Genomic DNA, 24,394 nt, shown 5'->3' with positions numbered 1-24,394 from the left:
GAAAAATACGGAATAAAAATAGGGCTATAGGAAAAAATGATACGTCATGAGAAGAAATAATTCTTTAGAAAAAGAGTCCATTTAAACACCCAGCACAGGCGCTATGTATGATTTAACAAATATTAGGTACCACTATCCTAAACTTAGCAATATCTGTTCACGATATTGACGACTGCAAGGGACAAGCGCACCACTTCGCAATTTAAAATCGCCATCGCCTTTACCGCCAAAGCGATTTTCAAAACCGACAATCTGATCGCGGCGAACCAAGTAACTCCGATGACAGCGAGCATATGCATGGCCCAAGCGTTGCAAGGTCATGAGCAATGTTTGACGCAACATATGGGAATTTTCAGACGCGTGCAGCAAAACATAATTATCCGCTGCTTCCACCCAATGAATATCTGGAACAGGCAGCACTATCACACGCCCTCGCTCTTGAATAATCATAGGTGCGGCTTCACTCAAAGTGTTTGCTTTCGCGTTTTGAGCAGCCAAAGACTTGTTAATCTTGTATAAGGCGCGTAAGAAGCGCTCCTCATCGTAAGGCTTAAGCAAATAATCGATCGCGTTCGCATCAAAAGCTTGCAAGGCAAATTGATCGTATGCCGTGACAAATACGATGAGCGGCGCAGGTTCAGATAATTGTTGCGCCACGCTCAGCCCGTTCATTTCTGGCATGTGCATATCTAAAAAAACGACATCGAATGATGCTTGCGCCAAAAGCTTTAAGGCTTCTAGGCCGTCTCTTGCTTCTGCAATGTGTTCGACTTTTGCATGTTCGGTGATCAGGCGGCGTAATTTATCACGCGCTGGACGCTCATCATCCACAATCAAAATACGTAGGTCGTGCGTCATGCGATCAACGCCGAATTAGCGCTGTCTTGAAGCGCAATACGAATTTCAGATCGTACGCCAGCAGGAAGGCTTTGCGTGATCTGAAAACTGGCATGCCCACCATACATCACAGTAAGTCGTTGACGCAGATTGTTCAAACCGATACCAGACGGATTCTGCCCCAGGTTCCCCATATTGTCTTCAACAATCAAACTGAGAATATTTTCATTCGAGCTAGTTCGTATAACAATATGTGTCTTCGCCGAACGTTTTTCTACTGTGTGTTTAAATGTATTTTCTAACAGCACCTGCAAACACATCGTTGGTACTTTGCATGTCAAACTGCGTGGGTCAATTTGCCACTCTATGCTGACTCTATCGACAAAACGTAATTGCATCAATTCGGCAAAGGCACGCAGCAATTCTAACTCGCGCGCGAAAGTAGTTTCTGTTTGCTCACCCAAATCTAAAGTATGGCGTAATAGTTCAGCCAGGCGCGTGATTGCCGTGTCGGCCGCCTTTAGATCAGAGTACATCAATGAAGAAATCGTATTTAACGCATTGAATAAAAAATGTGGTTGAATTTGTTGGCTCAATCTTTGTATATGTGCCTGCTGCAAAAGTCGCGTAGCGCGTTCTGCGTTCGCTTTCTCTTCTACCAAGAACATATACGATTGCACACCAAAAACTACGACATAGAATAAGCCGAAAAATATTGATAACTTGATCGATTCGTAAACAATCACTTCTAACCAAGGGTCATGCGAATAGGTGTCGCCTATCAACGCGTACAAGCCATGGCGTATAGAAAAAGTGACGCAAACAAAACTAATACAAACGAGAGGAAGATAGGTTAGCAGACGAAAAAACCAGCGGCGTGGTGTTTGCAGCAAAGATTTGTTAGTTAGCAGTGGCCATTGAAGATAAAAAATAATCGTGCCAACCAAGGCAGAAGAGCTTTCCCAAAGCACTGGCTCCCAAAGATGTTTCCCGCCAGCACGCTGGTAATCTTGAACTGCAACTGCCACCATCAATGCCCAAAATAGAACCGTGCCCCCGAACGCACTTTTTTTGTCTACACTTAGCTGGTCTGAAGTTTTCATTAAACTAAATTTTTAGTGCCCCGCCATTTGCCGCTGAGGCTGAGATCACGGCTAAGATCAAGCACCAATTTTTCCACTGCCATCGCAGCATTGGTTAAGGGAATATTCTTCGACGAACACAATACCACTTTGCGCGATAGCGTGACGTCGTTAATTGGGCTGGCGCGCATTTCACCTCGCTCGATTTCGGCAAGCAATGGTGACATCGGTAAAATAGTCGCTCCCATATCGGCAAGAAGGGCAGATTTTAAAATCGCAATCGAAGTAATGTCGATCACGTGTTCGGTTCTTAATCCATGGTCACGCACAACTTGTTCGATTCTTGGTCGCACGCCGTGCTGTATACTGGGCAGAATCAAGGGAACTTGTAACGCTTTTTTAAGCGTGATGGATTTACGTTTGCAAGCAAATTGAGAATCGGTACGGGTGATGTACATCATCTCTTCTTCCACCAAGGGTTTGGTGGTGAATTTACCCAATTGTCCATCATCAAACAAGACCGCCAAATTCAAGCGCCCCGATGCCAACTGTTCCGTCAAATTGCCGGTCAATTCTTCTGTGAGTTGAAATACGATATCGGGAAAAGCAGCTCTAACTGCGGTCAACAACGGGAATGCTAAAGCGCCAGATGCGCTTTGTGGAATGCCTAGTGCGACTGTGCCACTAGGTTTGTCGGTGGTTTGATTGACAGCCGATTTGGCATCTGCCACTTGCTTCAGAATCGCTAAGGCATGTTCATAGAATATTCGACCGGCATCGGTCGCTTGCATGCCTTGGGCGGAACGATGCAAGAGACTGGTTCCCAGTTCCTCTTCAAGCTGTTGAATTTGTTGGGTCAATGCCGGCTGTACGATATGCAGAACCCGCGCCGCACGGGAGAGTGACCCATGATCAACGATGGCGACGAAGTAGCGTAGTTGACGTAATTCCATAGGTAGTCACAGTGCGTCTTGAGAAATTTCTATGTCAGCACTTTAGGATGCGGGAGCGTTTAGAAAAATTCTACGCTGTCTTGCGAATGCTCTATATGCAGTGCACCTGACTGTACCAGATCTTCGTATTGACAGACCCGATTGCGCCCATTACTTTTTGCATAATACAGCGCCTGATCTGCGCGTCCTATAGTACCTACCGCAGGCTCGAAAGGATCGATGTGGGCAAACCCAATACTAATAGTGACTGTTCCGACTTGAGGGAAAGGATAACGCGCGACGTTCTCACGGAAGCGCTCAAAAATCATATGCGCATCTTCTTTGTTAGTCGAACGCAATAAAATAACGAATTCTTCGCCACCAAAACGGAATAACTTATCGCTAGGTCGGAATGAGGATCTCATCAAATTGGCGACCAAGATCAAAACTTCATCACCGTACAAATGTCCAAATTGGTCATTGACCCGTTTAAAATGATCGATATCCAAAACCGCCAGCCAATGTTGTTTTTCGCTGTTACTATCACGCCGTTCGACTTCGACTTGGGTAGCATTGTCGTGCAACTGCTTTTGCAGACCAGTTCGTATGATCTTTGAAAAGTTATCATCGAAAGTTTTACGATTAAGCAATCCTGTGAGTGAATCGCGCTCGCTGTAATCCAATAAATTTTGAAAATTGCGGTACACGACCAAAATACCACTCATGACTTCTTTGGTGTTTTCGGTATAGGCAGCTGGATTATAAATCTCAAGGCAAACGTTGACTTTGTCATTCATCCAAATTGGCAGCCAGATAGTTCGGTTGCCCTTGTCATCAATATCTTCAATGACACTACTGTGCTGCGCCAAGCCTGCGACTAATTTTGGAAGCTGCTCAATTGGTATTTCAGGAATTAAGTGTTCTAGATGCTCTTCACTAGCCTCTAATTTTCCTTCAGCAATCGTAATCTGTGCTTTAACGAAAGCACGCCCGCCGACATGAACCATATCTAAAACTCTGGCACGCGAAGCATTCGTAAGTTCGCTGAGCGCTGAAATTACGGAGATATTGAGCAAATCATGGTCACGATGACCAGTAATTTCCATCAAATGTTTAATTATTGATTCCATAAAGACGATCTAAGGAACTGCTTTCTATGAACAGATTACTATAAAAATACAGCTGAAAATTCTCATTTCACACTGCTCACACCATCATTTTGGCAACAAGAAATCAACGCAATTATCAACACGCCAACATGCATAAATCCGGGGCAAGGGCTTAGCTTTAATAAAAATACAATTACGAACTATACCATTAATTTGCTTTAAAATTAACTATCTCTTTATTTCATATAATCATCTTAACTTTAACTGCTGATCGATAGCAAGGCTTTACGCTATTGACACGCCTCAATTTTTGCAGATTGTTGCACCACCACTCAGACATAAATTTTTAACTATATTTTGTGGAAATTTCGTGTGAAAACTAGCTAGACTTATCAATAATCGAATGAAAGCGAATCATCAATGATCTTAACAACCGCTGTGCCAAAGTGAATTGCAATCTAATCTCTCAAGCTTCTTCTCAGCTTTTTTCTCAGCTTTTTTCCAAATCTGGCTGCCTGTTGCCAAGCGCATGAGGTATCCTAACGACTTCGCATTTTCCCTCTAAAAGAATCCCAATAATGGCAAATTACGTCTACACCATGAACCGGGTCGGCAAGATCGTCCCACCTAAGCGTCAAATTTTGAAAGATATCTCCCTCTCCTTTTTCCCTGGTGCCAAGATTGGCGTATTGGGTCTAAATGGTTCAGGTAAGTCTTCCTTATTGAAAATCATGGCGGGTATCGATAAAGATATTCAGGGTGAAGCCGTGCCTATGCCGAATTTAAACATCGGATATTTACCGCAAGAACCACAACTTGATCCAGAACAAACGGTGCGCGAAGCGGTTGAAGGCGCACTTGGTGAGGTATTTGAAGCCAAGGCGAAACTCGAATTAGTGTATGCAGCATATGCCGAAGAGAACGCTGACTTTGACGCACTGGCAAATGAACAAGCCCGCTTAGAAGCGATCATCTCCACCTCTGCCGGTGACAACGTCGAGCTGCAATTAGAAATGGCCGCCGACGCTTTGCGCTTACCTCCTTGGGATGCAAAGATAGCAGTCTTGTCCGGTGGTGAAAAACGCCGTGTTGCTCTTTGCCGTTTGCTTTTGTCGAAGCCAGATATGCTTTTGCTTGACGAACCAACCAACCATTTGGATGCGGAATCAGTCGATTGGCTTGAGCAATTCTTATTGCGTTTCCCTGGTACCGTCGTCGCGATTACGCATGATCGCTATTTCTTGGACAATGCTGCCGAATGGATTTTGGAACTGGATCGCGGTGCTGGTATTCCATGGAAAGGTAATTACTCGTCTTGGCTAGATCAAAAACAAGCCCGCTTGAAGCAAGAAGAAGCCACTGAATCTGCACGTCAACGCGCCTTGCAAAAAGAATTGGAATGGTCACGCCAAAATCCTAAGGCACGTCAAGCGAAGAGCAAAGCACGTCTGGCACGCTTCAATGAAATGAGTGAGCACGAATACCAGAAACGCAATGAAACCCAGGAAATTTTCATTCCCGTGGCAGAGCGTTTAGGTAATGAAGTGATCGAATTCAAAAACGTCAGTAAATCATTTGGCGATCGCCTCTTAATTGACAATCTCAGCTTCAAGATTCCGCCAGGCGCAATCGTCGGTATCATCGGACCGAACGGCGCGGGTAAGTCCACCTTGTTCAAAATGATCAAAGGCATAGAACAACCCGATAGTGGCGAAGTGGCACTCGGTCAAACTGCAAAAATCTCACTGGTCGATCAATCACGCGAAGATCTCGGCAATACCAAAACCGTGTTTGAAGATGTCGCGAACGGTGCAGACATTTTGACAGTCGGTCGTTTCGAAATGCCTTCACGCGCTTACCTTGGTCGCTTCAATTTTAAAGGCGGCGATCAACAAAAAATCGTCGGCAATTTATCGGGTGGTGAACGCGGTCGTTTGCATCTGGCAAAAACTTTACTACAAGGCGGCAATGTCTTACTGCTCGATGAACCATCAAATGATTTGGACGTAGAAACTTTGCGCGCATTGGAAGATGCCTTGTTGGAATTCGCAGGCAGCGTCATGGTAATCTCGCATGATCGCTGGTTCTTGGATCGCATTGCGACGCATATTCTAGCTTTTGAAGGCGATTCACAAGTAAGTTTCTTCGACGGTAACTATCAGGAATATGAAGCCGATAAGAAAAAACGTTTGGGTGAGGAAGGTGCTAAACCAAAGCGTATTCGCTACAAACCTTTAACCGTTTAACTGTTTAATTTTTTACTCTCAATCCAGTACCATCAAACTCAGGAGTTCGTCATGCGCAAGACTTTATCTACTTTCGTATTCGTATTCAGCGCGCTCCTGAGCTTGGCGTTCAGCGCAGGCATGGCACACGCAAATGAAAAAGCTAGCGCGTCGGCCGGCTCTGGTACGCCGACCGCACGTCTGGAGCCGTTCGTGGTCAATCTCGCCAGCTTTGATCGGTATTTACAAACTGCCGTTACTTTGCAGCTTGCGGCCGGCGAAGTTGCCGACAAAATCAAAGTGTATATGCCTATGGTGCGTCACGTTGTGATCATGACGCTAAGTAGCAAAGATTCTGCGGAGTTACAAAGCACTGAAGGTAAAAAAGTGTTGATTGATGAATTAAAAACAAAGATCAATCAAGTTCTCGAAGCTAAAAGCGATCACGGTGTCAACGACGTTTTTTTTGAAACCTTTGTCATTCAATAATCGCGCTCGAATTCGCTGATAAAGCATAGCTTATGCATCAACTTAAATCGGCAGTCCATGCCGAGATAGAAATAAAAAAGAGTCGTTTTCTTGGACAACTTTATCCAGTTTATTCGCGCAGTGAAGCGAAAGCATTGCTAAATCAAATCCGCGCCCAACATCCGAATGCAGTCCACGTTTGCTGGGCGCTACTCTGCGAAGGCGATTCTGGTCTAGACGACGACGGCGAACCCTCCGGCACTGCGGCCAAACCTATGTACAACGTCTTAGTTCATAAAGAACTCTTTAATGTGCTGGCCGTCGTGATTAGATACTGGGGTGGTACAAAATTAGGCGCTGGAGGTTTAACACGAGCTTATGGTCAGGCCATATCAGATGCATTTAAAAATGCAGAGTTAATTGCTATTGAGGTCTTAAGCGAAATTCAGTTAGTTTTTGAATTTGCCGACGAAGCCCCTTTACGTCGATTGTGTGAGAGCTATCTCGCCAACATTCTGGAGCTTGAGTATGGCGAAAGAGTAAGGCTAAAGATTAAACTTAAGGCGACCGAGCTTGAGCCTTTTTATCGGGACGCATTCAATTTGACCCGCGGCAAGCTAGAACGTCTGACGGCAGATTTATAAGAGCAAGGCCAATTGTGCACTGGCCAGTTCGGTTGGACTAGCCTTGAATCCAGTTTTAGCAAATCGCTGCCAACGACCAAGGACAAAGTTGGTCAATAAATTGGCGCGCATAGCAATTTCAGCCTCCGCCACCTGACCTTGCATGCCAGCCTGGCGTAAGGCCTGTTTGTAGGCTAACTCAACTCTATCCATGAATTGATTCATGCGTGCTTGCAATCGTTCATCTTCATTCATCAACGCATCGCCAATCAACACCCGTGTCATCCCAGGATTACGCTCTGCAAAACTGAGTAGCATCAGACTAATACTGTGCGCTTGCTCTATGCCACCTTTGTGTTGTAGGCTAATTTGATTAATCAAGCCAAATACCGAACTTTCAATAAACTCAATCAGGCCTTCAAACATCTGTGCCTTGCTGGCGAAGTGTCGATACAAAGTCGCTTCTGACACATCAATCTTTGCAGCCAAGGCTGCAGTAGTGATTTTCTCGCCTTTAGGGTTTTCCAACATACCCGCTAAGGCTTGTAATATCTGGAGCTTACGCTCGCCGGGTTTCGTGATAGACATGGCTTGAAAGTATTGGGTGACGACTAAGAGATGTGCAACTGACGTAAACGTCGCGGCAATTCGAATACAGATTTTACTGTGATATCAGCGCTGGCAGAAATACTTTTCTGTTGCACGTGTTGACCATGCCCTGTGACCATTACAGTACGGATGCCAATTTGTTTGGCCGCGATGATATTTGCTACACTATCTTCTACCAAGATACATTGACTTGCTTGCCATCCGTGTTGAGCTAAAAGCTTGCGCAAGTAAGGCTTACTGGGTTTAGGATGGGATTTGCCATGGACGCGCATGTTTTCTATTGAGATATGCGCGACAAAATGTCTGTGTAAATTGAAGTGTCGGATAGCTTGTTGTGAATACTCTCGCGGGGCATTGGTGAATAGAATTTTTTTGCCTGGTAGTCGAGCGAGTATTTTCGACAAACCTCGTTCTCTTCTGAGCAAGTCTGGTAGGTAATCGAATTTATGCGCTTCATGCAGGAAGTCTTTTTCATTTACGCCGTGGTGAATGACCATGCCTTTTAGCGTGGCACCGTAACGTTTTAGGTAGCTGATTCTTAGTTGGTTGACTGTTTCTGGGTCGGATGGATGGTTGGACTCTGCTAAGACTTGGGTCATATAGCGGGTCATGTTGTTGGCTATGCTGGGGAAGACTGCTGCGCTAGCGTTGTGTAGGGTGTTGTCTAGGTCGAATAGCCAGATGGTTTGTTTTAGATTCATATTTGACTTACTTAGCTACGTTGTCGAAGTCACTTAATAATCGTAAATCAAATTACTGACTTTTCTAATCTGATCGTCCTGTGGTCGGGGGTGGCCCGACAGCCACTCACTTTTCTTGCTTCGCCAAGAAAAGTAAGCAAAAGAAGGCGGCGCAGGTGCCACTGCACTTCGTGTTCCCAATTGTGCAGAACAAAAAATGGGAAAGCCTTGAAACTCGCCTTCGGCTCAGACAGCAAGGCTTTCTTTTTCGATTTTCTGTCCTGCACAATTGGCAGTGTCACATGCGATAAAATCGCCGATACAACGTTCAATCTCCTCGACGGGCATCAATAGCATCAATGCGGCATATTGTTGCCTGCTCGTGTCGAGCAACCCATTAAATTGCAGTAATCTCAATTGAGCTCCCGTCGATGATTTGCTCCTTCTCGATTCCACGAAGCAAATAAGCTTCATTTTCTAGAGGCTGAGAAGACCGTTGCAACAACCATTCTTTATGTGCATCTGCGATTAAGTGAGTACCATTTGGACTGGCGATTCTTGCTTTGAGCAATTTGCCAACTGGAAGATTCGTTATCTGCGAAACTACAACGACGGTTCCTCTATCGGTGATATGAAACTTCTCTGCGATTTGAAAGGGGCCAACGATCATTGAAATTTAACTCGGATTTAGAAAAATAGTCTTTGCCTAACGGGATAGACCACTAGCCAGAAATTTCATTATGGGGATGCAGTGCTAGGCGCTTCCCGGAGCAATACTAAAGTATTGCGAGGACAAGCAACAACGCAATGCGCCCCAGAATGAAATTTATGCTAGTGGGAACGAATCATCGTACCAAAAGCTTGTTCGGTCAGAATTTCTAACAACAGAGAATGCGGAATGCGGCCGTCGATGATGTGCACCGTGTTCACACCCGATTTTGCTGCGTCCAAAGCAGAAGAAATCTTTGGCAACATGCCGCCTGAAATTGTGCCGTCTGCGAACATTTCGTCGATTTCTCTGGCGGATAAGTCTGTAACCAAATTGCCTTGCTTGTCTAAGACGCCAGGTATGTTGGTCATCATGATCAGCTTTTCGGCTTTTAGGATTTCGGCGATTTTGCCAGCTACTAGGTCGGCGTTGATGTTGTAGGCTTGGCCGTCTTCGCCGAAACCGATAGGGGAAATAATTGGGATAAAAGCGTCGTCTTGCAGGGCTTTTACGACCGCTGGATTGATTGCGTCGATTTCGCCAACGAAACCGATGTCTAGAAATTCGCCTGGGTTTTCGCGGTCTGGCATTTTCATTTTTCGGGCGCGGATTAAGCCGCCGTCTTTGCCGGTTAAACCGACCGCTTGGCCGCCGTAGTGATTGATCAGCATGACGATGTCTTGTTGTACTTCACCGCCCAAGACCCATTCGACCACTTCCATGGTTTCTTCGTCTGTGATACGCATACCTTGAACGAAAGTACCTTGCTTGCCGACTTTTTTCAAAGCGTTGTCAATTTGAGGGCCGCCGCCGTGAACCACGACCGGGTTCATGCCGACTAATTTGAGTAAAATGACATCGCGGGCGAAGCCGTGTTTTAGGCGCTCTTCTGTCATCGCGTTGCCGCCGTATTTTACAACAATGGTTTTCCCGTGGAATTTACGAATATACGGCAAAGCCTCTGCTAAAATTTCTGCTTTAATTTCTGGTTCTACTCCCGCTAAGCGGTCAGATGTTTCGTGAGGGATGTTTGTCGTAATGCTCATATTAGGGGTATCCTATGAAGTATCGAGGTCTTAGCCTGAATTTTACAGGCAAAAGCGCTGCTCGTTAAAATCCATCAGGTATTTTTATTCATGTCCCACATCGCGGAATTACATCAACAATTAGAAGTCATGCGCCCAGCCTTGCAGCGCTTCGCCCTGCTGCAACTGAGAAATGCGGTGCACGCGGAAGATGCAGTGCAAGAAACCTTATTAGCCGTGCTGGAAAAACCAGATAATTTCAGCGGCAAATCCAGCCTGCGCACCTATGTGATTGGTATTTTGAAATTTAAAATTATCGATTTTCTGAGAGCGGGAAATCGTGAAGCGCAATTCGCTGATTTTGCTGGCGAAGATCAATCGGATGACGATATTGTTGATCATTTATTTAATGCTAACGGACACACGATAGAGCCTGCTAGTGCTTGGGGTGCGCCAGAAGCAAGCCTGCAACAGCAAGACTTTTTCAAAACTTTAGAAATCTGTCTGGAGAAATTACCGGCGCAAACTGCCCGTGTTTTTATGATGCGTGAATGGCTGGAATTATCAACTGAAGAAATTTGTAAGGATTTGGGTCTCAGTACGTCTAATCTCTGGGTTCTACTCTATCGTGCACGCTTGCGTTTGCGCGAATGCCTGGAATTGAACTGGTTTGCCCAAACAACCTCTTAAATAACCGAATGCACTTATGCTTTTTTTCTATACCTGTAAGCAGGCGCATCAGAAACTTTCAGAAGACTTAGATAGAAAGCTAAGTCTGGCAGAACGCACCCAATTGAAGATTCATCTGGGTATGTGCCGTTCTTGCACTAATTTTGGCACACAAATGCGCACCATCAGAATGGCCATGAAGCAAATGGCAGAGGGTAAGTCATCGGATCAAGATAAGCCTTAAGTTTTCACCTCTGAACTAACGTTGTCAAATTTACTTGAACCGTTAAAAGCACACTGACAAAAAACACAAGCGCCCCGATTCAGTTACCATAACAACTTATCGCATCATTTTTTGCATAATTTTTGCACGACCTCTTGCTCGAGTTTTTGCTTTTTTGGCGCTCGCGCCGACTGGACAAACAATGCCAACTGATTCCAAATTCCATGCTGTACCGACTATCCCTGTCTCACAACGCATACGCGAACGCATCGTCAAGGCGAAAGTACGCTATCACGCCAACGACAATATTGCTGATTTCATTGAGCCAGGGGAACTCGACCAATTGTTAGCCGAAGTTGAAGGCAAACTGCGCGAGGTGTTACAAAGCTTAGTCATAGACACCGCCAGCGACCACAATACTCTAGATACTGGACGGCGCGTCGCCAAAATGTATCTGAACGAAATTTTCAAAGGTCGCTATCTACCGATGCCCCCAGTGACGGAGTTTCCGAATGCGTCGCATCTGAATGAATTGATGATTATCGGTCCAATTACCGTACGCTCGGCATGCTCACATCATCTATGCCCTATCATTGGTAAGGTCTGGATAGGCGTAATGCCGAACGAACATTCGAACCTGATCGGCCTATCAAAATACGCCCGTATCGCTGACTGGATTATGAGTCGTCCTCAAATTCAGGAAGAAGCCGTAGTGCAACTCGCCGACACCTTGCAAGAAAAAATGCAGCCAGATGGTTTAGCGGTAGTCATGGAAGCCGACCACTTTTGTATGCATTGGCGTGGTGTGAAAGATATGGATTCGAAAATGATCAATAGCGTGATGCATGGTTCGTTCTTGAAAGACCCCAATTTGCGCCGCGAATTTTTGTCGCTGATTAAGAAGTAACGAGAGTTAGAGCTAGGACTTACGCAAAATTGCGCTAGCTAGGAGTGTCGCCGAAGACAGTACAATTGCTTGACCTGCCACTGCGAAGACAGGGGCGAGGCGGCTACAACGACGCTAGCGTCTGTTTTGCGTAAGTCCTAAGAACACCAACTGTGATAGGGAAAGCAACATGTTAGTTCGTCTTTTATACGCCAGTCGCGCCGTCGATGGCAATCTGAGTGATACCGTACAAAACATCATGCAACAATCGCGCGATCATAATCCGCAGCATGGGATTACTGGCATTCTCTGCCATAGCGATCAAGTATTCATGCAAGTTTTAGAAGGTGGCCGTGAAGCGATTAATGCCCTGTATAGCCATATTTTGCGCGACCCGCGCCATACCGATGTGATCTTATTGGACTATGAAGAAATCAGCCAACGTCGCTATGCCGGCTGGACTATGGGACAAGCGAATCTCGGCAAAATCAATCCGTCTATTTTGTTGAAATATTCCGCGCTACCTGAACTAAATCCTCATCGTATGTCAGGCAAAATGTCGCTCGCTTTGATAGAAGAGTTAATGGCGACTGCTGCTATTGTGGGGCGTGCTTAGCTGATCATACTTGATTGATCAAGGAAGTATCATGGTGCCGGTATGACTGCATAACTGGCACTCACGACTTCAGGCACTGGCGCATCAAGTGCAGCGCAAACGCAGCGCAATAAATCAGCACCATCACTACTCAATTTCTCTGCGCCCGCTTTGAGCATCAAGCGGATAACAAACGGCTTTGCCAGGGGCGCGAGCTGCTGAAATTTATCCAAAGCCTGTTTCACCTCAAAGAAATCTAAAGCCTCACGCGCAACGAACTGCGCTACCGTCAAACCTAAGTCCGGCATGCTATTTACCGATCGCATATACGCCTGCTGCGCACTCTCTGCGGTAAATTCTGTAGTCGCCATCAACGATACCAGCAAACCTGTTTCCGCCTTCAATTGCGCCAAATGACTATATTTCACGCCGACTTCACGCCCAGCATGTGGGCTGAGCCTGCGCTGCAAAACGGTTTGCAAAACAAATTCGGCTTGTGTCACGATTTGGTCGGCCGCGATCAGTCGCGCTGCTATGCCTAATAATTGTTGGCGCTGTACAGGATTCAAAAATTTTAATGCAGGCATCGCCAAATCGAGCACAGGTAGACGCATACTCGCCGACATGGTTTCTACCGCTTCGTGCAAGAGCGTTGCCAATGCACACTGCTGGGCAAGCGATTGCCGCAAAATACTAATTTGCGTTTGATACGCAGCGATATCTTTACGGTCAAGTAGCAAGGCGTACACCAAGGCACAAGCAGCGTCAGGATTACGCGCTGCTTGCACAATCTCAGCAGGAATTTGAACGGCAAGTGGCGCGACTGGTAAATTCTCGGCCGGCTCAGCGGCTGCACGATAACCAAATTCTGGATGAAAACCAATCGGTGAAATTTGCAATGGGGATGGCAAACCCGTTGGACTTGTATTGAAATTAGTGCTGTTGCTGCCACCTGCAAAACCCATAGCAACAGCATCTGAACCGGCGACCACTTCTTCTGCTATTTCACTAGCATCCAAATACCCGACCTTACGCCCATACAGCCTTTGCAAACGTGTTTCTATCGGCGGATGCGTTGCAAATAATCCTGACAATAAATTGGGTCGCGCCGCTCCCAAAAACATGTGTGATAACTGCTCCGCGTTGTGGTGATTAATTCGTGAGCCACATTTATTGTCGCGTGTTAGCCCACCAATCTTGCGCAGTGCGCCACCGATACCATCGGGATTACGTGTGAATTGCACAGCGCTCGCATCAGCCAAGAATTCACGTTGTCGGGACACTGCGGATTTAATCAAACGGCCAAAGAAAACACCGATGTAGCCGATCACAAATAGGGCGACACCAAATACAATAAAAATGAGCTGTAAAGGCGGCCCCTTCTCATCGCGACTGCGCGAGCCGCCCATGCGTGCGCCAATGTCGAGCAAAGTTTGACCAAAACTCGCCAGCATTTGTATCCCGAACAGGACACCAATCAACTTGACGTTCATACGCATATCGCCATTCAAGATATGGCTAAATTCATGCGCGATCACGCCTTGTAATTCATCGCGACTAAGTCGTGCCAAAGTGCCGCGAGTCACCGCCACAACTGCTTCATTTTGATGATAGCCCGCTGCGAAAGCATTGATCGCGTCTTCATCATCCATCACGTACACACGAGGGCACGCGATACCCGATGCGAGCGCCATTTCTTCCACAATATTGAGCAAGCGACGTTCTTGCAATTCACGCGAGTCTGGCGAGACCAAACGTCCACCCGCCATGCGCGCAACCGCATCGCCACCATCTTTCAAACGTGACATTTCAAACAGCGTACCGCCGCCGATAAACAGTAAGACTACGCCCGTGTTGGTCAGAAAGAAGAAGCGCGGATATAGATGCACACTAGCTAGTGGCTGCCCCTTCATCCAAATCCAAAGCAGCGCAAGCATAAAATTCACTGCCAGAACGATCGCGATAACCGCCAGCGCAAATAAGAATAATAATTTCTTACTCTCTTTATGCGCCTGGGCTTGATGTTCGAAAAAATTCATAGGCCTTGGTTAGCGTGCGAGGTCAACGTACGAAGTCCATCTGATTTAAAACGAGACCTTGACGGCTTTACGCTCTTCAGGCGCTTCGGTCGCTTGCAATAACTCGCCCGTTTTAAAGCCGAACATACCCGCAAAAATATTGCCGGGAAATTGTTCGCAGGCGGTGTTGTATTGCATAACGCTGTCGTTATAGGCTTGACGCGCAAATGAGATTTTGTTTTCTGTGCTGGTCAACTCTTCCGTCAACTGCAGCATGTTTTCGTTGGCTTTGAGGTCAGGATAAGCTTCCGACAAGGCGAACATTTTCCCCAAAGACGATGCCAGTGCACCTTCGGCATTCGACAACTGATGTACTGCTGCGGCGTTGGCTGGATCCACTGCAACCTGTGCGTTCGCGGTCACAGCTTGATTGCGTGCCGCGATCACTGCTTCCAGCGTTTCACGTTCGTGCTTCATATAGCCTTTTGCGACTTCCACCAAATTGGGGATCAAGTCGTAACGGCGTTTTAATTGCACATCGATTTGCGCGAAGCCATTTTTAAAGCGATTACGGAAGCTGACTAAATTATTGTAAGTACTGATCGCCCAAAAAACGAGGGCAGCAACCACGACTAAAAAAATAATGAATCCCATTTTGCTTCTCCTAAAAAATAGGGCTACATCGTTCGATGTGGCCCCTAAATAAATACCCCAAATTATTCATTTCAACTGAAGAATTCCTTACTTGTTATCTTCGTTCAGATCCACTTTACTTGGTGTCGCCAACATAGATTTCAATTCATCTTCGGTAATGTATTCAAACACTTTGACCACCTTGCGGACGCCATTCACGCCTGCCGCCACACGAGCTGCCAGATCACCTTCACGGGGCGTGACACGCCCCATCAAAAACACAGTACTGGCTTCTGTCACAACCTTGAACGCACTACCATATAAACCTTTAGTATCAACGAATGAAGCTTTCACTTTAGTTGTAATCACGGCATCAGATGAACGAGAAGAAAAATTCGACAAGCCTGCAATGACGATCTCATTTTGAACACCTACTACGCCTTGCACAGCTTTGAGTTCGCGTTCGGCGCTCGCTTTTGCTGCTTCATCCGCCACTTCGCCTGTCAATAAAGCTCGGCGATTAAAGCTATTCACATTCACATGGGCCGCATCTCCCAAAGCACGTTTGACAGCCGATTCACCTTTCAAAACAATGGCTTTGTCTTCAGTTTGCGCACCGAGTGTGCGTCTGTCAGTGGCAGCCAAAGTGCCCATTACGGCACCACCCACGACGACTGCAACGCAGCCTTGCAAGCTCACTAGAGCAGCACTAGACAAACTCAACACCAAGAGCGGGCGCATTAAACGTTTTACCAACGGACTCCAAACAGATTTATTCATCTGTATCACCTCCAAACAAGGCGGCATCAATGCCGTCACACATACAGTGTATGGTTAATAAATGTACTTCTTGAATTCTTGCCGTGCGGTCATGTGGCACACAAATATGGACATCGGCATCGGTGAGGCAAGAGCGCATCTCACCACCGCCTTTGCCTGTTAAAGCGATGACACGCATATCACGCTCTAAGGCTGCATTGACGGCATTCAATACACTCACAGAATTTCCGGAGGTCGTGATCGCCAACAAGATATCGCCAGCCTGACCAAAGGCTTGCACTTGCTTGGCAAACACCTCTTGAAAACTATAGTCATTGGCGATGGCCGTCATGATGGACGTATCGGTGGTCAGTGCCAGCGCGGGCAGCGGTAATCGCTCACGCTCAAAACGTCCAACCAATTCGGCTGCAAAATGCTGACAGTCCGCAGCCGAACCACCATTGCCACAAGCCAGAATCTTGTTGCCATTCGACAAGGCGGTGAACATCAGTTCTATCGCTTGCTCGATGGGATCGGCAAGCAATTCGGCTGAAATCATTTTAAGTTCTGCACTTTCCTGAAAGTGCGAAAGAATGCGTGGATTTTTCATAGTGCGGCGATTATAACTTGAGCAAGGAGAAAGTACGCGAACCGAAGACAGGTAATATTTTCTATTATCTACCACACTCTGGCTTTATGAACTAAATGACATCTTTCAACCAAAGTAATTGCTCCGCCTCAATAGCAACCAGGTCAAAGCGGCAAGCTGGCTGGGGCTTTATAGATTGCAAATAGACTTGGGCAGCATGTATCAACCTTTTTTGCTTGCTTGGTGTAACACTGGCCAGAGCGCCACCAAATTGAGCACTACTACGCTTACGTACTTCGACAAAGACCAAATGTTGACGGTCGCGCATTATCAAATCGATTTCCCCTCCCTTGCAAAGAAAATTGCGCTGTACCAAGTGCAAACCTTCGGCCAACAGATATTGCAGCGCCTGATCCTCACCCTCGTCACCGGTCGCTTGCTTGCTGGTACGAGGCCGCCCCAGTTTCGATAAATTCTTTGTCAGCCAATTTGATTCGGTCATAGCGTACAATCCCAATAAAATATCTGCGGCATCACTAAAGGCCACGCAATAGCTACACTCAACAAAACTCGCATCATGCAAACTGAAAATCTCATTGCCATTCACCCTACTGCTCTGTTGGAAGCCGTCGCTCAGCAAAGCTATCCTACCGCCAGTTTATATGTAGTGGCAACGCCTATCGGCAATAGTGCCGACATCTCCCTACGAGCCTTGCATGTGCTGGCGATTGCGGATGCCGTGGCTTGTGAAGATACGCGCAATACGGCACAACTGATGACGCGCTATGGCTTGCATAAGAGTTTAATCGCAGCACATCAGCATAATGAACACGAGGTGGCAGAAAAAATTATTGCGCGGCTGCAAGCAGGAGAAAGAATTGCCTTGGTCTCCGACGCCGGTACGCCGGCCGTGTCTGATCCGGGCGCGATTATTGTCGATGCTGTACGAGCAGCGGGCTTACGTGTGATTCCTTTGCCTGGCGCATCCGCTGCAATCAGTGCCCTATCGGTCAGCGGTCTGATCAATGATCAGTTTTACTTTGTTGGTTTCCTGCCTAGCAAGGCGGGACAGAGAGATGTCGTATTACAAAACCTCACAGCTATCCCAGCAAGTATGATTTTCTATGAAGCGCCGCATCGTATTTTGGAAAGTACAGCGGCACTATGCAAGGCCTTTGGTGAACAACGCAGAGTGGTGTTTGCACGCGAATTAACCAAATTATTTGAAGAAGTGCATCGCTGTACTTTAGGCGACGCCGCTAGCTGGCTGGCGCAAGACGCGCATAGAGAAAAAGGCGAATTTGTGGTGCTGGTGGAAGGCGCCACTGCCGATGCCGATGGCGACGATCTCGAAGAAAAACGCGTACTGACTATCTTGTTAGAAGAACTTTCGGTGAAACAAGCTGCGGCATTGGCGGCGCAAATTACCGGGCAAAAGAAAAACGCCTTGTACCAGATCGCACTAGAAATGAAAAATCAACAGGACGTCGATTCAAAATAGTCGCGTCGATTGATACGCCTAGCGGCTTATGACGATAGGCTTAGCGCCACCCAAAGCCAATTGCTGCGCAATTTGATTTGCTGCATCACGCGTCGTAAATGGACCACTTTGCAAACGATATAAACTACCTTGTTGCACGATTTCAAACGGTAAATCGCGTGCTGCGGCTTGGTCACGCAATAGCTGTTTCAATTGCGCCATACTAGCTTCCGCATTGGCTCGAATCGCAAACGCGGCAAATTGCAAATAGAATGTGGAACCCGTGTTTTCAGCGCGGTTAGCATTCGCTGCCACCGATGTCGCGGCCCTACTACCAGCCATTTCAGTGGCGGCTACTTCAGTCTGCATTTTGCGTTCTTGTGCTGCAATCAGATTTTCTAAGGCGGGTCTTTCGATTTCTGCTTTCGCCGCTACCACGGGCGCATTATTCGATATCGTACTAACCGGCTCACGCACTGGCACTACTGCAATTTGATTCGTCCGATTTTCGGCCATCTTAGCAATATCTTCAGGTAGCAGGCGTTCAAGCTCCACCTCGCTACTGCCCTTACCCAAATAGCCTAGCTTTAAAGCAGCGGTATAGGACAGATCCATAATACGGCTAGAGTGAAACGGACCACGGTCATTAATTCTAACGATAACTTGCTTACCATTGCTTAAGTTAGTCACACGTGCGTAGGAAGGTATAGGCAAAATTGGATGCGCCGCGGTGATCTGATACATATCGTATGGCTCACCCGATGACGTACGTTTGCCGTGGAATTTTTTACCATACCAACTAGCAATGCCACGTTGCTTAAACGGTGTCGTCGCGTCAACAATAGGGGTATAGGTTTTTCCGAATACTTTGTATGGCTTGTTACCTGTGCGCGAATATGCCTCTACGACGGGAATGGGATCGACGGTCGATTCCAAATCAGGCGGAATGGCGTCTCCCGGACCATCATCCTGATAGTAGCCGCCGCGACCAGAATTTGCCTTGGGTAATGCAGGGGCGGTGCTGACCGTCTTAACAGGTACGTTTGCGTGCACGGGGGGCTGCGTGCCGCTTTTCATTGCGTCCGATTTGTTGGTACTAGTTTTCGGCGCACTGCCACAGGCACTCAATAACAATAACAACGGCAATAGCAGCAAATAGCCTTTACTAGCATGAGAAGTTTTTGTTAGGGTCACAAGCTTCCAATTCATCAAGACTTCATCAATTTACGGTTATGTTGCACACTCATCAAAATGCCTAGGCCCATACCCAACGTCATCATCGCAGTACCGCCGAAACTCATGAACGGCAGCGGTACACCGACTACTGGCAAGATGCCTATCACCATACCCATATTCACAAAAGAATAGATAAAGAAAGCGGTAGTAACCGCACCTGCCATCAGTCGTGAAAACATGGTCGGTGCATTCGCTGCGATCATCAGCCCTCGCAGTATCAATAGAAAATACAAGAAAACCAAAAATAAGCTACCGATAAAGCCAAACTCTTCCAAGTACACAGCAGAGATAAAATCCGTCGTGTGTTCAGGAATAAACTCCAAATGCGATTGAGTGCCTTTGGTCCAGCCTTTACCCGTCACACCGCCCGACCCCACAGCGATGGTCGATTGAATAATATGAAAACCTTTACCCAAAGCGTCTTTACTAGGATCGAGCATCACCATCACACGATCACGTTGATAATCGTGCAGGCGCGGCCAAATCACGGTAGGAATCAAAATCGCCGTGGCCAAAATCAGTCCAATTAACAAGCGCCAAGATAACCCCGCAAAGAAAATAACCGAAAATCCTATGGTACCCACCAATAAGGTCGTGCCCAAATCAGGCTGTTTTGCGATAAGCGCTGTAGGAATACCAAGAATCACCGTCGCAATCAAAAAATCACGCCAACGCAAAGAGCCTTCTCGTTTCTGGAAATACCAAGCCAGCATCAAAGGCACAGCGATTTTCAAAATCTCTGAAGGTTGAATCACCACCCCCACATTGAGCCAACGACGCGCACCTTTTTTGATCATACCAAACATCGCTACGGCAACGAGCAAAGCGACGCCAAACGTGTACAAAGGGATTGCGAATCGCATCAAGGTTTGAGGCGGAATATTCGCCACGAACCACATCACAAAGAAAGCAATCACAATATTACGCATATGATTTTCCAGTCGTCCTGGGAAATCCATGCCCGCGGAATACATAGTCACAATGCCGGTCGCCACAATCAGAAAAATCAGGATAGACAGGGGCCCGTCAAACACAGTGAAATAGGCACGAATGCGCTGCCAATAAACGGCTTTATTATCCATATTATTTTTTCACCTCCACGGGTTTCTTGTCGGTGGCTGGCGTCGTACTTGGCGGCAGTTTTACGGGGTCTTTTCTATCGACGATGATCGCATTGTTTTTCTGTGCTTGTGGCGCAGGTGCTGGCACTGGTGCTTGCGGATTTGCTTGTCCTACCGTCGGCTTTTTCTGCTCAGGCTTGTCAGTCGCCTGTGCTTCTGGCTTCAGGCCTGGTGCAACCGCCGTCGCATCGTCATGGTCATGCCCAGCTTCGTCATCTGCAACTTGCATATCATCGGCGGTAGGTGCTGGCATAGGCACAGGCGTTTTGTCCGCAGGTCGTTTGCCGAGCAAGTAATAGTCAAACGCACGACGAACTATCGGCGCTGCCGCTTCAGATCCATAACCGCCATTTTCTACAATAATCGCAATCGCGATTTTCGGATTATCCAAGGGTGCAAAAGCGATATACCATGAGTGATCACGGTGCCGTAAAATCGCGTTTTTTGTGCCGTGTTTTTCATTCTTCTTCATAGAGACCACCTGCGCAGTTCCCGTTTTTCCACCCGACTGATAGCCGGCACCGGCAAACGCCCGCGCACCAGTTCCTTCTCTTACTACACCGGCCATCGCATTCTTAATGAAATCAATGTTCTCTTGTTTGAGCGGAATACGATAACTTTCTTTTGGCACAGTTAAAGTTCGAGCACGGGTCTGCGGGTCTTCAACCATTTTCACTAAATGGGGTTTCATCACCACACCGTTATTCACCAGATTGGCGGTAGCATGTGCCATCTGCAAAGGCGTAAAAGTATTTTGTCCCTGCCCAATCCCGAGGGAAATCGTATCACCGGGTATCCAACGCTGATTCACGGTTTTTTTAAATGCTTCGCGCTTCCATGCGGTCGAAGGCAATAAGCCTTTACGTTCATGTTCCAAATCGATGCCCGTAATTTGCCCCATGCCAAACTGTTTCATGAAATCGTGCATCATGTCCACGCCCATATCATTCGCCAGCTGATAAAAATAGGTGTCACATGACAAAGCAACGGCACGATACATATCAACGAAGCCATGGCCACCAACTTTATCGTCACGGAATATTTTATTCCCGAAGGCAAAGAAGCCAGGATCAGAGATCCCTTGCGTCATCGTACGCTTACCTAATTCCAAAGCGGCCAAAGCCATAAAGGGTTTATACGTGGACCCTGGCGAATAAGCGCCGGTTAAGGGGCGATTCAAAAGCGGAATATCTTCTGAGGTATTTAACTCATTCCAACTTTGCTGATCAATACCTTCCACGAATAGATTTGGATCGTAAGTCGGCATAGAAACGAAGGCCAATACGTCACCCGTGGCTGGTTCAATCGCAACCATCGCACCACGCCTCGTACCAAACGCCTCTTCTATCACTTTTTGCAATTCGATGTCGATAGATAAGATCAGGTTCTTGCCGGAGATAGGTGAATTACGCGATAAAGTACGCACGGGACGCCCACCCGCAGAAACTTCCACCTCTTCAAATCCTGTCTTACCATGCAATAGCTTTTCGTAGCTTTTCTCCAGACCTTCTTTACCTATGTACAGCGTACCTTTGTAGTTAGCTGCATCGTCACTGTCATCGAGTAATTCGGCATCACGTTTATTGATGCGTCCAATATAGCCAATCACATGTGAGGCGACATCGCCTAGTGGATACTGCCGAAACAAGCGCGCTTGCACATCGACGCCGGGGAAGCGGAAACGCTGCGCCGTAAATCGTGCCACTTCTTCGTCGGACAATCGGGTGCGGATAGGCAGGCTTTCAAAACTTTTAGATTCTTCGATCAACTTACGCAAACGCTTGCGATGCTTAGGCTGAATATCGACTAAGTTGGAAAGCTCATCAATCAAGCTATCAAGATCTTGCGTGATCTTTGATGGAGTAATTTCTAAAGTATACGCGGAGTAATTTCGCGCCAGAATCACGCCATTGCGATCAAGGATCAAGCCGCGATTCGGTACGATAGAGACTAAAGAGATGCGGTTCTCATCCGCTTTCGTCGCATAGGTATCATGCTTAATAATTTGCAGCCAGACAAAACGGCCAATCAAGATACTGAAACACAGGAAGGCAAAGGCCCCAAGCGCAACTAAGCGAACTCGAAACAGGTACAGCTCGCGCTCAGTATTCTTAAGTTCATTCATGTTTCTGCTATCGCTTTATCTGTACTTTAGTTATTGCTGACATATTGCTTAAGGATCGACTTAATGTACGACCTCTAAGTTGGAACATAAAATTTAGACCTTCGTTGGAATCCCAACGACAACCTGAAGCAAATTCAGATCGGACGCGTGTCATCTTTATCAACCGCACGACGTTGCGGCGCCAGCAATAGCCAAGTTGCGACTGGCCACAATGCAGTAGTCAAGATGCATCCGAGGAAGAATAACCATCCGGGGAAATGCGCATCTGTAGACAGTAATAAACGCACGGCAAGTTGTATGAGTTGCACACCCAGAAAAAGTGGGAACACCTGAAAACTTTGAACCAAAGGCGGAAACCACAAAACGCGACGATGGATAGAGATGGCGAAATACGACAATAAGGTAAATGCTAGCGCATTTTCACCCAAATAGACTGCATCGTGCACGTCCATTAAAACACCCATCACGAATGCGACACCGATACCTACTTTGCGTGGTTGATGGATACTCCAAAACACCAACACTAAGGCCACAAAGTCTGGCACACCCACCACATTCCCCCAAGGGAAAAGATTCAGCATGAACGCAGCAAGCAAACTTAGTACGATGAAAAAAGAATTTGCGGGCAATAGTATGTATTGAGGATGATTCATTACCTTACCTCTTTCACTGACGTGGCAGGAACACTGACAGGTGCAGCCTCAACCGGTTTGGGCGGCACCAGTGAATTATCTTTGCTCACATCCACCGTCCCATCTTTAGGGCTATCTTTTGTCGCATCGCGCGTGACTTTACGATTGATTTTTTCTTTTTTCGCGCGGACTTCTTCCAATTCGGGTGGCGGCAATTTATCGGTCTCGACTAACAGGATTAATAACTGTTTATGCAAATCTATACCCGCCAGCGGTGCACAAAGTACAATTTCAAAAGTGGAAGTTGCCTTGTTTTCGAACTGCGCCACCTTGGCGACTTGTAAACCAGCCGGGTAAATACCATCAATACCCGATGTCACCAAAATATCGCCCAATTGCACATCCGCATTACTCGTGACGCGCATATCTAAAAATGCAGATCGGCCTCGCCCATTAATCACGCTACGTAAACCGTTACGCTGCACCTGGACTGGAATCGCCTGATTTTTATCGGTCAATAAAGTGACCTCAGCAGTCAAAGGAAATACCCGTGTCACCTGTCCGACCACACCACGTTCATCGATCACAGGCTGGCTCAATGCAACGCCATGTTGCGAGCCTTTGTTCAATATAATTTTACGGTTATAGAGATCACGTGCATCGTACAAAATCTCTGCCAGAACGGAAGCGCTAGGCGTGCGCGCCTTTAAATCGATCAATTGTCGTAAATGATCATTCTCCGTTTGGAGCAATAGTGTTTTTTGTATGGTCTGAGTGTTCGTGATTTGTTGTAGCTTGAGCGCCGTCAGCTCTTTTTGCAAAGTGCTGGTGGAAGCAAAATAATCGCCTACATTGCGCGCAGCATCACGTGGCATCAAAACCAACATCTGCAAGGGATAAAGCGCCGTCCCAACAACTTGGCGCACTCTCACCAAGGAATTGATACGAGAATCAATCAGTAGCAAGGCAATGGAGAAAATGGCAAAGAAAATCACTTTCACTCGGGCGGATGCGCCTTGTTTGAATAGTGGTGGTGGACTATGTTGCATAGTGTGACGCCAGATGCGAAGCCATTAGCAAATAAAGATGAGTAGTAGAAAAAACTTAAAAAAAGATCTGGCATTCACAT

The 24,394-nt window shown here is 46.8% G+C and carries 26 protein-coding genes; 8 read left to right on the top strand and 18 right to left on the bottom strand.

The window, feature by feature from the left end; translation table 11 throughout:
* Window positions 1–132: 132 nt before the first annotated feature.
* From ACO0KZ_RS13755 to ACO0KZ_RS13740, 4 genes are read right to left on the bottom strand one after another with little or no spacing between them, the layout of a single operon-like run.
* On the bottom strand, window positions 133–858 hold the full coding sequence (locus ACO0KZ_RS13755) for a LytR/AlgR family response regulator transcription factor (protein ID WP_422996139.1): 726 nt from the start codon (window positions 856–858) through the stop codon (window positions 133–135).
* Window positions 855–1,940 carry a sensor histidine kinase gene (locus ACO0KZ_RS13750; protein ID WP_422996137.1) on the bottom strand — a complete coding sequence of 362 codons (1,086 nt, stop codon included), beginning with the start codon at window positions 1,938–1,940 and terminating at the stop codon, window positions 855–857. Before ACO0KZ_RS13750 ends, ACO0KZ_RS13755 begins: the two co-directional genes overlap by 4 nt.
* The gene (locus ACO0KZ_RS13745; protein ID WP_422996135.1) at window positions 1,940–2,872 is read right to left on the bottom strand and encodes a LysR substrate-binding domain-containing protein; all 933 of its coding nucleotides are present in this window, start codon (window positions 2,870–2,872) and stop codon (window positions 1,940–1,942) included. The genes ACO0KZ_RS13750 and ACO0KZ_RS13745 overlap by 1 nt, the downstream gene beginning before the upstream one ends.
* Window positions 2,873–2,931: 59 nt before the next feature.
* A complete protein-coding gene (locus ACO0KZ_RS13740) occupies window positions 2,932–3,981 on the bottom strand; it encodes a GGDEF domain-containing protein (RefSeq protein WP_422996133.1) in 1,050 nt (349 codons plus the stop codon).
* A gap of 557 nt (window positions 3,982–4,538) precedes the next feature.
* On the opposite strand from ACO0KZ_RS13740, the gene ettA reads away from it, so the two are divergent.
* Genes ettA through ACO0KZ_RS13725 form a run of 3 tightly spaced genes read left to right on the top strand, consistent with a single transcriptional unit; the run spans window position 4,539 to window position 7,297 of the window.
* Entirely contained in the window at window positions 4,539–6,206 is a 1,668-nt protein-coding gene (ettA, locus tag ACO0KZ_RS13735) for an energy-dependent translational throttle protein EttA (RefSeq protein ID WP_422996131.1), read from the top strand.
* 51 nt (window positions 6,207–6,257) lie between these two features.
* Entirely contained in the window at window positions 6,258–6,674 is a 417-nt protein-coding gene (locus tag ACO0KZ_RS13730) for a flagellar basal body-associated FliL family protein (protein WP_422996129.1), read from the top strand.
* 32 nt (window positions 6,675–6,706) lie between these two features.
* Window positions 6,707–7,297 carry an IMPACT family protein gene (locus ACO0KZ_RS13725; protein ID WP_422996127.1) on the top strand — a complete coding sequence of 197 codons (591 nt, stop codon included), beginning with the start codon at window positions 6,707–6,709 and terminating at the stop codon, window positions 7,295–7,297.
* On the opposite strand, the gene slmA is transcribed toward ACO0KZ_RS13725, so the two are convergent.
* From slmA to argB, 4 genes are all read right to left on the bottom strand, one after another.
* Entirely contained in the window at window positions 7,292–7,864 is a 573-nt protein-coding gene (slmA, locus tag ACO0KZ_RS13720) for a nucleoid occlusion factor SlmA (protein WP_315477396.1), read from the bottom strand. The two genes, ACO0KZ_RS13725 and slmA, sit on opposite strands and share 6 nt — an antisense overlap.
* Window positions 7,865–7,887: 23 nt before the next feature.
* Entirely contained in the window at window positions 7,888–8,586 is a 699-nt protein-coding gene (locus ACO0KZ_RS13715; protein ID WP_422996124.1) for a pyrimidine 5'-nucleotidase, read from the bottom strand.
* 225 nt (window positions 8,587–8,811) lie between these two features.
* On the bottom strand, window positions 8,812–8,982 hold the full coding sequence (locus ACO0KZ_RS13710) for a hypothetical protein (protein ID WP_422996122.1): 171 nt from the start codon (window positions 8,980–8,982) through the stop codon (window positions 8,812–8,814).
* Between the two features lie 414 nt (window positions 8,983–9,396).
* The gene (gene argB, locus ACO0KZ_RS13705; protein WP_186921250.1) at window positions 9,397–10,320 is read right to left on the bottom strand and encodes an acetylglutamate kinase; all 924 of its coding nucleotides are present in this window, start codon (window positions 10,318–10,320) and stop codon (window positions 9,397–9,399) included.
* 90 nt (window positions 10,321–10,410) lie between these two features.
* Here argB and ACO0KZ_RS13700 point away from each other — a divergent pair, with 90 nt between their 5' ends.
* The 4 genes from ACO0KZ_RS13700 to ACO0KZ_RS13685 all read left to right on the top strand — a co-directional run bounded on the left by ACO0KZ_RS13700 (window position 10,411) and on the right by ACO0KZ_RS13685 (window position 12,693).
* Entirely contained in the window at window positions 10,411–10,989 is a 579-nt protein-coding gene (locus ACO0KZ_RS13700) for a sigma-70 family RNA polymerase sigma factor (RefSeq protein WP_422996120.1), read from the top strand.
* Between the two features lie 16 nt (window positions 10,990–11,005).
* Window positions 11,006–11,212 (top strand): zf-HC2 domain-containing protein, encoded by a 207-nt coding sequence (locus ACO0KZ_RS13695; protein WP_422996118.1) that lies wholly within the window; start codon window positions 11,006–11,008, stop codon window positions 11,210–11,212.
* Between the two features lie 181 nt (window positions 11,213–11,393).
* Window positions 11,394–12,098: a GTP cyclohydrolase I gene (folE, locus tag ACO0KZ_RS13690; protein ID WP_422996116.1), complete on the top strand. Its 705-nt coding sequence runs from the start codon at window positions 11,394–11,396 to the stop codon at window positions 12,096–12,098.
* A gap of 169 nt (window positions 12,099–12,267) precedes the next feature.
* Entirely contained in the window at window positions 12,268–12,693 is a 426-nt protein-coding gene (locus ACO0KZ_RS13685) for a BLUF domain-containing protein (protein WP_422996114.1), read from the top strand.
* Between the two features lie 29 nt (window positions 12,694–12,722).
* On the opposite strand, the gene ACO0KZ_RS13680 is transcribed toward ACO0KZ_RS13685, so the two are convergent.
* From ACO0KZ_RS13680 to ACO0KZ_RS13660, 5 genes are all read right to left on the bottom strand, one after another.
* A complete protein-coding gene (locus ACO0KZ_RS13680) occupies window positions 12,723–14,711 on the bottom strand; it encodes a M48 family metallopeptidase (RefSeq protein WP_422996112.1) in 1,989 nt (662 codons plus the stop codon).
* 45 nt (window positions 14,712–14,756) lie between these two features.
* Complete coding sequence (locus ACO0KZ_RS13675; protein ID WP_422996110.1) at window positions 14,757–15,344, bottom strand: LemA family protein; 588 nt, start codon at window positions 15,342–15,344, stop codon at window positions 14,757–14,759.
* An 87-nt stretch (window positions 15,345–15,431) separates the two neighbouring features.
* The gene (locus ACO0KZ_RS13670) at window positions 15,432–16,103 is read right to left on the bottom strand and encodes a BON domain-containing protein (RefSeq protein WP_422996107.1); all 672 of its coding nucleotides are present in this window, start codon (window positions 16,101–16,103) and stop codon (window positions 15,432–15,434) included.
* Window positions 16,096–16,692: a phosphoheptose isomerase gene (locus ACO0KZ_RS13665; RefSeq protein ID WP_422996105.1), complete on the bottom strand. Its 597-nt coding sequence runs from the start codon at window positions 16,690–16,692 to the stop codon at window positions 16,096–16,098. The genes ACO0KZ_RS13670 and ACO0KZ_RS13665 overlap by 8 nt, the downstream gene beginning before the upstream one ends.
* 91 nt (window positions 16,693–16,783) lie before the next feature.
* Window positions 16,784–17,173 (bottom strand): YraN family protein, encoded by a 390-nt coding sequence (locus ACO0KZ_RS13660; protein WP_422996103.1) that lies wholly within the window; start codon window positions 17,171–17,173, stop codon window positions 16,784–16,786.
* A 75-nt stretch (window positions 17,174–17,248) separates the two neighbouring features.
* On the opposite strand from ACO0KZ_RS13660, the gene rsmI reads away from it, so the two are divergent.
* Window positions 17,249–18,172, top strand: a complete 924-nt coding sequence (gene rsmI / locus ACO0KZ_RS13655; protein WP_422996101.1) for a 16S rRNA (cytidine(1402)-2'-O)-methyltransferase — start codon at window positions 17,249–17,251, stop codon at window positions 18,170–18,172.
* Window positions 18,173–18,190: 18 nt separating this feature from the next.
* Here the strand turns inward: rsmI and ACO0KZ_RS13650 are convergent, their stop codons facing one another.
* The 5 genes from ACO0KZ_RS13650 to mreC all read right to left on the bottom strand — a co-directional run bounded on the left by ACO0KZ_RS13650 (window position 18,191) and on the right by mreC (window position 24,314).
* The gene (locus tag ACO0KZ_RS13650; RefSeq protein WP_422996099.1) at window positions 18,191–19,345 is read right to left on the bottom strand and encodes a septal ring lytic transglycosylase RlpA family protein; all 1,155 of its coding nucleotides are present in this window, start codon (window positions 19,343–19,345) and stop codon (window positions 18,191–18,193) included.
* A 14-nt stretch (window positions 19,346–19,359) separates the two neighbouring features.
* The gene (gene rodA, locus ACO0KZ_RS13645; protein WP_422996097.1) at window positions 19,360–20,469 is read right to left on the bottom strand and encodes a rod shape-determining protein RodA; all 1,110 of its coding nucleotides are present in this window, start codon (window positions 20,467–20,469) and stop codon (window positions 19,360–19,362) included.
* Window position 20,470: 1 nt separating this feature from the next.
* Window positions 20,471–22,633, bottom strand: a complete 2,163-nt coding sequence (gene mrdA / locus ACO0KZ_RS13640; protein WP_422996095.1) for a penicillin-binding protein 2 — start codon at window positions 22,631–22,633, stop codon at window positions 20,471–20,473.
* Between the two features lie 134 nt (window positions 22,634–22,767).
* Entirely contained in the window at window positions 22,768–23,286 is a 519-nt protein-coding gene (gene mreD, locus ACO0KZ_RS13635; RefSeq protein ID WP_422996093.1) for a rod shape-determining protein MreD, read from the bottom strand.
* Window positions 23,286–24,314, bottom strand: coding sequence for a rod shape-determining protein MreC (mreC, locus tag ACO0KZ_RS13630; protein WP_422996091.1), 1,029 nt, complete (start codon window positions 24,312–24,314; stop codon window positions 23,286–23,288). Before mreC ends, mreD begins: the two co-directional genes overlap by 1 nt.
* Window positions 24,315–24,394 lie beyond the last annotated feature (80 nt).

The sequence above is a fragment of the Undibacterium sp. Di24W genome, from assembly GCF_049340325.1.
Classification (GTDB): Bacteria; Pseudomonadota; Gammaproteobacteria; order Burkholderiales; family Burkholderiaceae_D; genus Undibacterium.
Note: the sequence above shows the minus strand (reverse complement) of the source record. Positions and strands in the feature narration are given on the sequence as shown.

What these genes read in the sequence shown, in the direction of transcription:
- ACO0KZ_RS13755 (WP_422996139.1), bottom strand. Translation starts at nt 858, where the DNA reads ATGACGCACGACCTACGTATTTTGATTGTGGATGATGAGCGTCCAGCG.
- ACO0KZ_RS13750 (WP_422996137.1), bottom strand. Translation starts at nt 1,940, where the DNA reads ATGAAAACTTCAGACCAGCTAAGTGTAGACAAAAAAAGTGCGTTCGGG.
- ACO0KZ_RS13745 (WP_422996135.1), bottom strand. Translation starts at nt 2,872, where the DNA reads ATGGAATTACGTCAACTACGCTACTTCGTCGCCATCGTTGATCATGGG.
- ACO0KZ_RS13740 (WP_422996133.1), bottom strand. Translation starts at nt 3,981, where the DNA reads ATGGAATCAATAATTAAACATTTGATGGAAATTACTGGTCATCGTGAC.
- ettA (WP_422996131.1), top strand. Translation starts at nt 4,539, where the DNA reads ATGGCAAATTACGTCTACACCATGAACCGGGTCGGCAAGATCGTCCCA.
- ACO0KZ_RS13730 (WP_422996129.1), top strand. Translation starts at nt 6,258, where the DNA reads ATGCGCAAGACTTTATCTACTTTCGTATTCGTATTCAGCGCGCTCCTG.
- ACO0KZ_RS13725 (WP_422996127.1), top strand. Translation starts at nt 6,707, where the DNA reads ATGCATCAACTTAAATCGGCAGTCCATGCCGAGATAGAAATAAAAAAG.
- slmA (WP_315477396.1), bottom strand. Translation starts at nt 7,864, where the DNA reads ATGTCTATCACGAAACCCGGCGAGCGTAAGCTCCAGATATTACAAGCC.
- ACO0KZ_RS13715 (WP_422996124.1), bottom strand. Translation starts at nt 8,586, where the DNA reads ATGAATCTAAAACAAACCATCTGGCTATTCGACCTAGACAACACCCTA.
- argB (WP_186921250.1), bottom strand. Translation starts at nt 10,320, where the DNA reads ATGAGCATTACGACAAACATCCCTCACGAAACATCTGACCGCTTAGCG.
- ACO0KZ_RS13700 (WP_422996120.1), top strand. Translation starts at nt 10,411, where the DNA reads ATGTCCCACATCGCGGAATTACATCAACAATTAGAAGTCATGCGCCCA.
- ACO0KZ_RS13695 (WP_422996118.1), top strand. Translation starts at nt 11,006, where the DNA reads ATGCTTTTTTTCTATACCTGTAAGCAGGCGCATCAGAAACTTTCAGAA.
- folE (WP_422996116.1), top strand. Translation starts at nt 11,394, where the DNA reads ATGCCAACTGATTCCAAATTCCATGCTGTACCGACTATCCCTGTCTCA.
- ACO0KZ_RS13685 (WP_422996114.1), top strand. Translation starts at nt 12,268, where the DNA reads ATGTTAGTTCGTCTTTTATACGCCAGTCGCGCCGTCGATGGCAATCTG.
- ACO0KZ_RS13680 (WP_422996112.1), bottom strand. Translation starts at nt 14,711, where the DNA reads ATGAATTTTTTCGAACATCAAGCCCAGGCGCATAAAGAGAGTAAGAAA.
- ACO0KZ_RS13675 (WP_422996110.1), bottom strand. Translation starts at nt 15,344, where the DNA reads ATGGGATTCATTATTTTTTTAGTCGTGGTTGCTGCCCTCGTTTTTTGG.
- ACO0KZ_RS13670 (WP_422996107.1), bottom strand. Translation starts at nt 16,103, where the DNA reads ATGAATAAATCTGTTTGGAGTCCGTTGGTAAAACGTTTAATGCGCCCG.
- ACO0KZ_RS13665 (WP_422996105.1), bottom strand. Translation starts at nt 16,692, where the DNA reads ATGAAAAATCCACGCATTCTTTCGCACTTTCAGGAAAGTGCAGAACTT.
- ACO0KZ_RS13660 (WP_422996103.1), bottom strand. Translation starts at nt 17,173, where the DNA reads ATGACCGAATCAAATTGGCTGACAAAGAATTTATCGAAACTGGGGCGG.
- rsmI (WP_422996101.1), top strand. Translation starts at nt 17,249, where the DNA reads ATGCAAACTGAAAATCTCATTGCCATTCACCCTACTGCTCTGTTGGAA.
- rodA (WP_422996097.1), bottom strand. Translation starts at nt 20,469, where the DNA reads ATGGATAATAAAGCCGTTTATTGGCAGCGCATTCGTGCCTATTTCACT.
- mrdA (WP_422996095.1), bottom strand. Translation starts at nt 22,633, where the DNA reads ATGAATGAACTTAAGAATACTGAGCGCGAGCTGTACCTGTTTCGAGTT.
- mreD (WP_422996093.1), bottom strand. Translation starts at nt 23,286, where the DNA reads ATGAATCATCCTCAATACATACTATTGCCCGCAAATTCTTTTTTCATC.
- mreC (WP_422996091.1), bottom strand. Translation starts at nt 24,314, where the DNA reads ATGCAACATAGTCCACCACCACTATTCAAACAAGGCGCATCCGCCCGA.